The organism is Erythrobacter sp., from assembly GCF_038133525.1.
In the GTDB taxonomy this organism is placed as follows: domain Bacteria; phylum Pseudomonadota; class Alphaproteobacteria; order Sphingomonadales; family Sphingomonadaceae; genus Qipengyuania.
Genome location: NZ_JAYPTL010000021.1, coordinates 1 through 8,021, shown reverse-complemented (window position 1 = coordinate 8,021; position 8,021 = coordinate 1). Strand labels below are relative to the sequence as shown.

Sequence of the window (8,021 nt, the reverse complement as noted above, 5' to 3'; positions counted from 1 at the left end):
GGTCAACGCAGTCGTGTATTTTCGGATCGTTGATCCTGAAAGTGCCATTATCCAAGTTGAAGATTTTATGCAGGCAACCAGTCAACTGGCGCAAACCACTTTGCGCTCGGTACTTGGCAAGCATGAACTCGACGAGATGCTGGCCGAGCGCGACAAGCTAAACGAGGATATTCAGGAGATTCTCGACAAGCAGACCGATGCCTGGGGCATCAAGGTTGCGAATGTGGAAATCAAGCATGTCGACCTCGACGAGTCGATGATCCGAGCAATCGCGCGTCAGGCCGAAGCTGAACGGGAACGGCGAGCTAAGGTGATCAATGCCGAAGGCGAGCATCAGGCGGCCGACCGACTTGTGGACGCAGGGAAGAAATTACGAGAGGTCCCCGAGGCGATGCAATTGCGTTATCTGTCGACACTCAATGTGCTTGCCAACGAACGAAACAGCTCCACCATTGTTTTCCCCTTCCCAATCAATCTGACCGAATGGCTCAATTCGAACGGTAGCAGTTCTACTAAGGATCTCTAACGCGTTGCTAATGTGTGGGACGAAGCTAGTCGCACCCAGGTCCTTTCTCGCTTACAGAAGCGATTGGCAGCGCGAGATTCAATATCCGCATTCAGGTTGTTAGCGGCTAATCCGCACATAGCACATTTCGAGCCCGCTGAAGTTGCCTCGAGTTAGGCGGAAAACGGACGAAAGGCTGGAGCCAAATCTGTAGGCGTCTAGTCACTCGGTCATGCCTGCCAATGGCATCAATCAAGCAATTCGCAGGACCCTTCGAGCCGTTCATTCGTTGATCTGTGAGGAGGAAGCGATGTCACTGATATTGAAGGGACTGCTTCTCGGTTGCACAGGCGTCGTGGCATTCAGGGCCCTGAAGAAGGACAAACCAAGTCGGAATGCCGCCTTTGCAGAGAATCAGCCACACCGAAGCCACATGGATGTACGGGATGCGGGACCCCGCGCCATGCGCGATCCGCCACAGCGTGAATGGACGGAAGTCGATGAAGACCTGGACGAAAGCTTTCCTGCAAGCGATCCACCGGGGGGTTATTGACCGGGACAGCGTCACTTTCGCAAGATTGAAGCGCTCTGAGTTGCAGCCGGATGCCTTTTGCATGCGGCTCAAATTCCGCTCTATAACAACTGCAGCTACCGCTTCGACAACATAGCGGATGCTCTGTGTATTGATTCGTATGTCCGCTGTGGCTTCCTTCCCAAGGGCGGCAAGCTTGTGACGAATCTATGCCGCCTCTGCCAAATGTCGGAACGAGCAAGCCGCGCGACCCGTTTGCTAGGTGTGAACTAGCAAGAGGAGGAGACAATGCAGGTTCAGCAATGCATGAGCACTGACGTTTGCACGATCAGTCCAGACACACCCCTCCAACGTGCTGCGGAAAAAATGGCCAAGAACGACCTTGGGGCCATTCCCGTGGCAAAGGATGACAAACTGGTGGGCATGGTCACAGATCGCGATATTGCCATTCGCGGTATCGGATGCGGGTTCGGCCCGGACGCAAAGGCGTCCGAAGTGATGACGCAGGAACTGCTTTACTGCAATTCAGGCGACGCCATCGACGATGTGCTGGAAAACATGGCATCCCTGCAGATCCGGCGACTTCCTGTGGTCGACAATGCCAAGCAACTCGTCGGTATCGTTTCGATCGGGGATCTCGTGAAAGTCCAGCCTACCGATGCGGGAAGGTGCTTCGCGAAGGTCGCAAGACCATCGGAGTTGCATTCCCAATCGCTGGCATAGGAGGAGACAATGGTATCTGCTCAAACGAATGAGGACATCCCGAGCCCTTCCATGCGCGATCTTCGGGACCAGCGCAAAGGCAAGCTGAGCGATCCTGATCACGAACTGATCGCGTCAGACCGGGTGGAGGGTACCAAGGTGTTTCGCCCGAACGGTGATCGGATCGGCAAGATTGACCATTTCATGGTCAACAAGCGTTCCGGCCAGGCCGAGTATGCTGTGATGAGTTTTGGCGGATTTCTCGGCCTTGGCGAAGAGCTGCGGCCGCTTCCATGGCGCGCGCTGGAATACAACGGTAAGCTTGGAGGCTACGTGGTTGCCGGGGAAGACGACACCTTCCGCAATAGCCCGTTTATTGAAGGCACTTCAGCACCCGAATGGGACAGCGCATATGCAAAGGTACTGTATGGATACTGGGGCGTACCCTTCTGAACGGACTTGTCGGCTGATCGGGCGGCAAACCGAAGCCGGTACGCCCGCGCGTGAATTGTCGTGACTTTCGTTGCGGCATATTGGTGGAAGACCAAGCCCGGCTGTGAAACCCAGTTCCGGGAAGCCTGGAGGCAAGGCACCGGGTTGATACGCGAGCGCTATGGATCACTCGGTTCAAGGCTGCATTATGATCAGCAAGGGCGCTTCGTCGGAGTTGCGGAATGGCCTAATCGAGCGACTTGGCAACGGGCCTTTGATGCAAAGATGGTATATGACGATCCAATAGTGCGATCGGCATTCCTGGACGCGCTTGAAGATCGGGCGGAAGAACCCTTTCTGCTCATGGAAGTCTGTGACGACCTGCTCGATCGATAGATCGGCAGATGTGAGCAGAGGGCCGGGTGCCTGTCTGGTGGCTTTCGCTATTGATGCGAACCCATGCCAGCGAGACCCGCGACCTCATTCCCGATGCGCAGAACCATTTTAGGCGGGAAGAATGAAAGTCAGGTCTCTCTACCAAGCGATAGCGACGGTCTACTTCGTGTTGGCGACCGTCGCCCTGATGACAATTGCATTCGTGATATTGGCATCGGCAATTCTGGATATCGTCGAGGCCTTCTCATCTTCGGAGCATATTTCCACCGTTGCCCTTCGCAGCGTTGGCCTGCTGATTATCGGCTTTGCCATCATCGAGACTGCGTCGTTCATCGCTGATGAAGAGATCTTCGACAAAAGGGGGCCCCGCTCTCCGTCAGAGTCGCGGCGATCCCTGACGGAATTTGTCACCATCATCGTGATTGCCTCGAGTCTCGAAGCGCTGGTGATGACCTTCGTTGCCAGCAGGAGCGACATGTCGAACTCACTGTATGCGGCCGCGATCTTCTTTGTGGCCATGTTCGGGCTCGTGGCGCTGGGCATTTACCAATGGCTTTCGAGCAGGATCCGGTCTGGCGACGATAGGGGTAATCTGGAGCCTTGATGCATGCGCATCGGATCGAAGCTATATAAGGCTTTGCCTGTCGCCTATCCGTGACGAAGCGTTCTGCTCACTAGGCTGACGCCACAGATTGCAGTCGCGACTTGTGCTACATTGGTCGGCTATGTCCTTGAACGAGCTCTATGCGCTCCATCAACGCGCCGTGCCGCATGCAGCCACCACCGACGACACGCGAGCTCGGAAGCGTCTTGAAATAAGAGCTGACCGATTGGCTGAGAGGATCGCCGAAATTCGAGCCACCAATGGTTCGCATGGCTTCAAACTGTACCCAGCGGCCCTAAGCTAGCTATCTAACTTGCCGTCCCGGAACGGTCGCTCGCACCTGACTTGTTGTGAGGTGGTCAGCTACCGGGTGCTTAACTGTCGGTTCGTTCTTGACACATCACTAGCCTAGCAAATCCGTCACGAACTGGGGTGGGAAGCGCGGACGGTTTGGGGCGTTACTCGGCGCGCCGCTCGACAAAGCGATCGAGAAACGCTCTCGCCAGCGGGCTCGTTTCGATTTCGGCGCGGGCAGCGCTGTTTTCCCACCAGATCGCTTCTGTGTTTGCCAAGGCGATGAGCGTGAGCCGTTGTTTCGGTACTTTCAAGTACATCGCGGAATATCGCCCTGGATCCCAGCCTGAGTGCCACGCCAGTCGATGACCTGCCCAGTCCTGAACGAACCAGCCCCAGCGATAATCGCCTGTCGCATGTGAGAGCGGGAGTTCGAAAATGCGCGCATACCATCTATCGGAAAGCAGAATTCGCTGCTCCAAGGCACGGTCGAACTGCGCCAGATGCCGTGCGCTGGCCTTGATCCCCGCTGATGCGCGAAAGTCGTCATCGCCGACCGCGGCTCTCACTTGTCGACCGTCCTCAATTCGGAAGGGAAGAGCCAGCAATCTCAGTGCTGATCCACCTTCAGGGTCGCGCCAGCCTAGCGCTATGTCTCGGATGCCTGCTCGGTCCATGATCCGTTCGCGAACTATCTGGCGAAGGTCCCTGCCTCCGCTTCCGCTGATTGCGCGATCAATCCGCGCGAAACCGATCGGATTGTAGACGAACGTGGTGCCGTCACCGTTCGCGCGCATGTTGAGCATGTCGGAAAGTGTCGTTTCCCGTTCGCAATCCATGGCTGCGATCGTGGTGCCGTCTTCTTCCGTACCGCCGCTTCCGAACAGGATTTCACTGCCGCTCAACCATTGGCAGATTTCCTGCCAGCCTTCGTCGTTCCGCATCGACATCGCCAGATCGAGACCGCCGCTTTCGGCCTCTGCAATAATTGCAGCCGCGGCGATCGGCTTTGTGACCGACGCAATCGAATAGGTCGTGTCCAATGTCGCCGGAGTGTCGCCCTCATCGTCGGACCAGCCATAGGCTTTCTCGAAAATTGGCCTCCCATTCTTCAGAACGATGACCGACATGGAGGGTATTAAGTGCTCTTCCCTGAACGCCGTGAGGTACTCATCGAATCCCGCAATCGCGGACGCGTCATTGTCCTGCACAATATCAGGCTGCTGTGAATCGGCCGGAGCTGCAAGCAGCGCTATCGCCGAAAGGGTCAGCAATGCATTCTTGATTGGTTTCTCCTCCCGTGGGTCCCGCTTCGATTTCTCATGTAGTCATCGTAGTCCCGTAGCGTGGCGGGAGCGACATTATTTTTCCAAAGCTTTTGTTACAGCTTCTAATAATTCGGAGCGAAAAATAGGTTTCGCTAGCCTCGGAAATTCTGAAACCGACGAGTACTCATCTTGAAATAATTGGTCAGCATATCCCGACAGGAATATTATTCGCTGATCTGGAATTTTCTCGCACAAGCGTTTTGCTAGTTCGGGTCCTTGAATTGGTCCAGGCATCACAATGTCTGAAATGACAAGATCGAAATTTTCCGAAGCAAGAAGCTCTAGCGCTGCAGTCCCGCTTTCGGAGGTGACAACCGAGTACCCCGCACCCTCCAACTGTTTTGCTAGAACTTTTCGGATCTCCTTTTGATCCTCTACTACCAATAAGCGCTGCCTACTCGGCGAGGTCATCCCCCCCTCCTTACCCTATCCCAACTGAGGCGGCGGGGAGATAAATCTCGAACTTTGCTCCACTGCCGGGAGCGGAGCTAACACGCAGAAAGCCCCCGGATTGCTTGATAAAGCCTTGCACCATCGACAGTCCCAAACCTGTGCCTGCCCCCACTTGCTTGGTTGTGAAGAATGGCTCGAAAATCCTCTTCATTTTGTCTTCGGAGATTCCTGGGCCCTCATCCGTAACAGAAATGACCACATAGCGCCCGTCAGAACTATCGCCATCGCGGCTGAATTCCTGATCATCTGCGAGATGGCAATTAAGGGTGGAGATTTGTATCGCACCTTTCTCCTCCATCGCGTCTTTCGCGTTGAGAATGAGGTTCAAAACTGCGCTTTCCAGAGCGGTTTTGTCGACGAACACAGGCCATGGATCGTCGGTCAGGCAAATCTCAATAGATATACTTTCTGGAAGAGCTCTCGAAATCCAGCTCTTTGCTTCAAGGACGACCGCGTTTAGGTCGCATACAGTTGGCTCGAGGCTAGACTGTCCCGCAAAGGCCAACATGTTCCTTGTAAGATCTCGCCCCCTGACAGATGCGTCGATTATCTCAACGATCGCTTCACGATGCTCGGGATCTGTCAGCGCATCACTTAGGATCTCGGAGTTGGCTAGAATAACATACAGGAGGTTGTTGAAGTCATGTGCAACCCCGCCTGTCAGTTGTCCGATAGCTTCCAATTTTTGCGACTGAAAGAACCGCTCATTCGCGGCCCTTAATTCATCTTGGGCTGTTATAAGGGGCGTTACATCGGTCGCCAGCCCTAGCAAGGCATCGACCGACCCTCGGACATTCTCAAGGTTAGCGAAGCGCATGTAGACGTCTCGGACGATGCCGTCATCACCTGTTACTTTCGATACGGGGTAAGCTATATGACCAAACTCGGCGTTAGGCGCGATTGTCGTATTTCCTATAATTTTTGTGACGCCGGCCCTGACTTTAGCCACATCGCTCTGAGATAGCCTTTGGGCTAGATGCCCCTCCTCGGCGCTAAGGTCGTTCCAGCCAAGGCCGAACATCCTGCCTAGCGCGGGATTGGCATATCTAATTTCTCCGAACTTCGCGTCGGTCACCCAAACAGCATCATTGATATTATTGGCTATCTCACGAAGCCGCGCCTCACTGGCTTGCAGAGCCTCCTGTCGACGAAACAACTGGTAGATCAAATAAGCAGCGACTGCTGCCGTCAAGCAGCCGAATATGAGTACGATCTCATCAAGCCAGGTGCCGGCTCGAAGGGCCAACATTGGCTGGGGTGTCACGCTCACTCGCCAAATCCTTCCGCCCACCGATATGTTCTGAGACTGTGCTAAGCTCCAATCCGGTTCTGAGCCGACCGTCTCGAATACGCTCCGGCCGCCATCGGATACCTTCACAGCAAAATCGTCCATTCCCGTCTCTTCCAGGATTCCGCTCATTAAAGGTGCCGTGCGGAACACCATATTGACGAAGCTTGGCTGGTCGCTTGGTCCTTTTATCGGAGAATATGCAGCAAATCCTCTCCCGCCTTGGGTTAGGTCAAGAGGAGGAGTCGCTCGGGTGCGCCCCGCTTCCAGGGCATTCTCCAGTGCCCGGTTGGCAAGAGGATGCTGCGTCAGATCCAATCCCAAGGCTGCTTCATTGCCCGCCATCGGGGTAACAATTCGTATAATGCCGCTTTCATCCACCCAACTCAGGGCTTGGAAATCTTTAAACAACTCGCGGGTAAGTGCGGCTTCGTAGCGAAACGCTTCCTCATCGAAGTCATTTTGCAGCGCAAACCTGGATCCAAGTAGTTCACCAGCCCGTAGGCGAGCATCTATGGAATTTCGAAGGGTTGCCGAAAAATTGGCCGTTGCCAGCTGAGTTTGTTCGACGACGCGATCTTCCGCGATCGACTTTTCATACGATGCAATCGCCAAAGAGAGCGCGGTTATCACAACACCAACAATCAGAGGCAGGATGACGCGCCAAGGTAGGTACCCAATGGATCTGTGACTCTTAGCCATAAACAGAAAACATTTCCTGCAGCTCCTTTACGCCGGGAGGCGACCTTCCAATCAACCTAAGAGTTATCCGCCTTGCTCAAAACCGAACTCCCAAGTCGCTTCGCTCACATTGTTCGCGAATGTCTGGAAACACCCAACCTCGCGTCAGTTTCGCCGAGCTTGAGATATGCCAGGAGCGGAAGGTCTGGCAACAACCCCTTCTTGGATGATAGAGCCAGAGCGATCTTCTCCTAAAGGCGATCATGCGGCTTTCAGTTCATCTCGGACCAATCCCAAATATCTGAGTTGGGCCCAAAGCCGCCATTCCTCCGGCAACCTAGCTGCGTTGCGACAGCGCCACCACGATGCTCGCGGCAAGCAATTCCTCGGCCCGCTCGCGGCGGTCTGGAACTTGCGAGGCCAGCTTTCGTTTAGTGTTGACGGGTAGCTTGACGATCGCGGCGAGGACAATGGCCTTCATAAGCTCGGGATGCGTTCTCACTCGCAGGTGTCTGGTTGAGTGTTATGGCGAGGCTCTCGCCGGCGCTCGATCAGCGACTGGAGGCTTGCGGTGAGGATGAGCGTCGAGCTGCCCAGCTTGACGATATCGAGCTCGCCCTGACCGATGAGCACATAGAGTGTGCTGCGCCCGATCCCGAGATAGCGACAGGCATCACGCACCCGCATGGCAATTGGTTCGATAAGGGCAGGGTGATGCTGCTCGCGAAGATGCGCTGTCGTGCCGGCAGAAGGCATGGGCCGGATCCTTTCATCTTTGGGGTGATGACGGACCGGCCTGGGACAGG

At 55.0% G+C, this 8,021-nt stretch carries 11 protein-coding genes; 5 read left to right on the top strand and 6 right to left on the bottom strand.

Translation table 11 applies throughout. The features are described 5' to 3' along the window. Positions 1-526, top strand: a 526-nt coding sequence (locus AAFM29_RS07310) for a slipin family protein (protein WP_341712147.1), incomplete at its 5' end; no start/stop codon positions are given. 292 nt (positions 527-818) lie between these two features. Here AAFM29_RS07310 and AAFM29_RS07305 read toward each other — a convergent pair. Further along, a complete protein-coding gene (locus AAFM29_RS07305; protein WP_341712146.1) occupies positions 819-1,121 on the bottom strand; it encodes a hypothetical protein in 303 nt (100 codons plus the stop codon). Between the two features lie 222 nt (positions 1,122-1,343). Between AAFM29_RS07305 and AAFM29_RS07300 the strand changes: the two genes are divergently transcribed. From AAFM29_RS07300 to AAFM29_RS07285, 4 genes are all read left to right on the top strand, one after another. Next, complete coding sequence (locus AAFM29_RS07300) at positions 1,344-1,760, top strand: CBS domain-containing protein (RefSeq protein WP_341712145.1); 417 nt, start codon at positions 1,344-1,346, stop codon at positions 1,758-1,760. Between the two features lie 51 nt (positions 1,761-1,811). Next, positions 1,812-2,192: a PRC-barrel domain-containing protein gene (locus AAFM29_RS07295; protein WP_341712144.1), complete on the top strand. Its 381-nt coding sequence runs from the start codon at positions 1,812-1,814 to the stop codon at positions 2,190-2,192. 60 nt (positions 2,193-2,252) lie between these two features. Beyond that, positions 2,253-2,567 (top strand): antibiotic biosynthesis monooxygenase, encoded by a 315-nt coding sequence (locus AAFM29_RS07290; RefSeq protein WP_341712143.1) that lies wholly within the window; start codon positions 2,253-2,255, stop codon positions 2,565-2,567. 169 nt (positions 2,568-2,736) lie between these two features. Further along, positions 2,737-3,171, top strand: a complete 435-nt coding sequence (locus tag AAFM29_RS07285; protein WP_341712142.1) for a hypothetical protein — start codon at positions 2,737-2,739, stop codon at positions 3,169-3,171. A 458-nt stretch (positions 3,172-3,629) separates the two neighbouring features. Here the strand turns inward: AAFM29_RS07285 and AAFM29_RS07280 are convergent, their stop codons facing one another. From AAFM29_RS07280 to AAFM29_RS07260, 5 genes are all read right to left on the bottom strand, one after another. Further along, on the bottom strand, positions 3,630-4,676 hold the full coding sequence (locus tag AAFM29_RS07280; protein WP_341712141.1) for a serine hydrolase domain-containing protein: 1,047 nt from the start codon (positions 4,674-4,676) through the stop codon (positions 3,630-3,632). A gap of 150 nt (positions 4,677-4,826) precedes the next feature. After that, the gene (locus AAFM29_RS07275) at positions 4,827-5,204 is read right to left on the bottom strand and encodes a response regulator (RefSeq protein ID WP_341712140.1); all 378 of its coding nucleotides are present in this window, start codon (positions 5,202-5,204) and stop codon (positions 4,827-4,829) included. 10 nt (positions 5,205-5,214) lie between these two features. Then, on the bottom strand, positions 5,215-7,149 hold the full coding sequence (locus tag AAFM29_RS07270) for an ATP-binding protein (protein ID WP_341712139.1): 1,935 nt from the start codon (positions 7,147-7,149) through the stop codon (positions 5,215-5,217). A gap of 403 nt (positions 7,150-7,552) precedes the next feature. After that, positions 7,553-7,717, bottom strand: coding sequence for a hypothetical protein (locus tag AAFM29_RS07265; protein WP_341712138.1), 165 nt, complete (start codon positions 7,715-7,717; stop codon positions 7,553-7,555). Further along, on the bottom strand, positions 7,714-7,971 hold the full coding sequence (locus AAFM29_RS07260; protein ID WP_341712137.1) for a helix-turn-helix domain-containing protein: 258 nt from the start codon (positions 7,969-7,971) through the stop codon (positions 7,714-7,716). The genes AAFM29_RS07265 and AAFM29_RS07260 overlap by 4 nt, the downstream gene beginning before the upstream one ends. Positions 7,972-8,021 lie beyond the last annotated feature (50 nt).

Bases quoted from the DNA above. Each gene is read 5' to 3' on its own strand.
- AAFM29_RS07260 (WP_341712137.1), bottom strand. From the start codon at position 7,971: ATGCCTTCTGCCGGCACGACAGCGCATCTTCGCGAGCAGCATCACCCT.
- AAFM29_RS07295 (WP_341712144.1), top strand. From the start codon at position 1,812: ATGCGCGATCTTCGGGACCAGCGCAAAGGCAAGCTGAGCGATCCTGAT.
- AAFM29_RS07300 (WP_341712145.1), top strand. From the start codon at position 1,344: ATGAGCACTGACGTTTGCACGATCAGTCCAGACACACCCCTCCAACGT.
- AAFM29_RS07305 (WP_341712146.1), bottom strand. From the start codon at position 1,121: ATGCAAAAGGCATCCGGCTGCAACTCAGAGCGCTTCAATCTTGCGAAA.
- AAFM29_RS07275 (WP_341712140.1), bottom strand. From the start codon at position 5,204: ATGACCTCGCCGAGTAGGCAGCGCTTATTGGTAGTAGAGGATCAAAAG.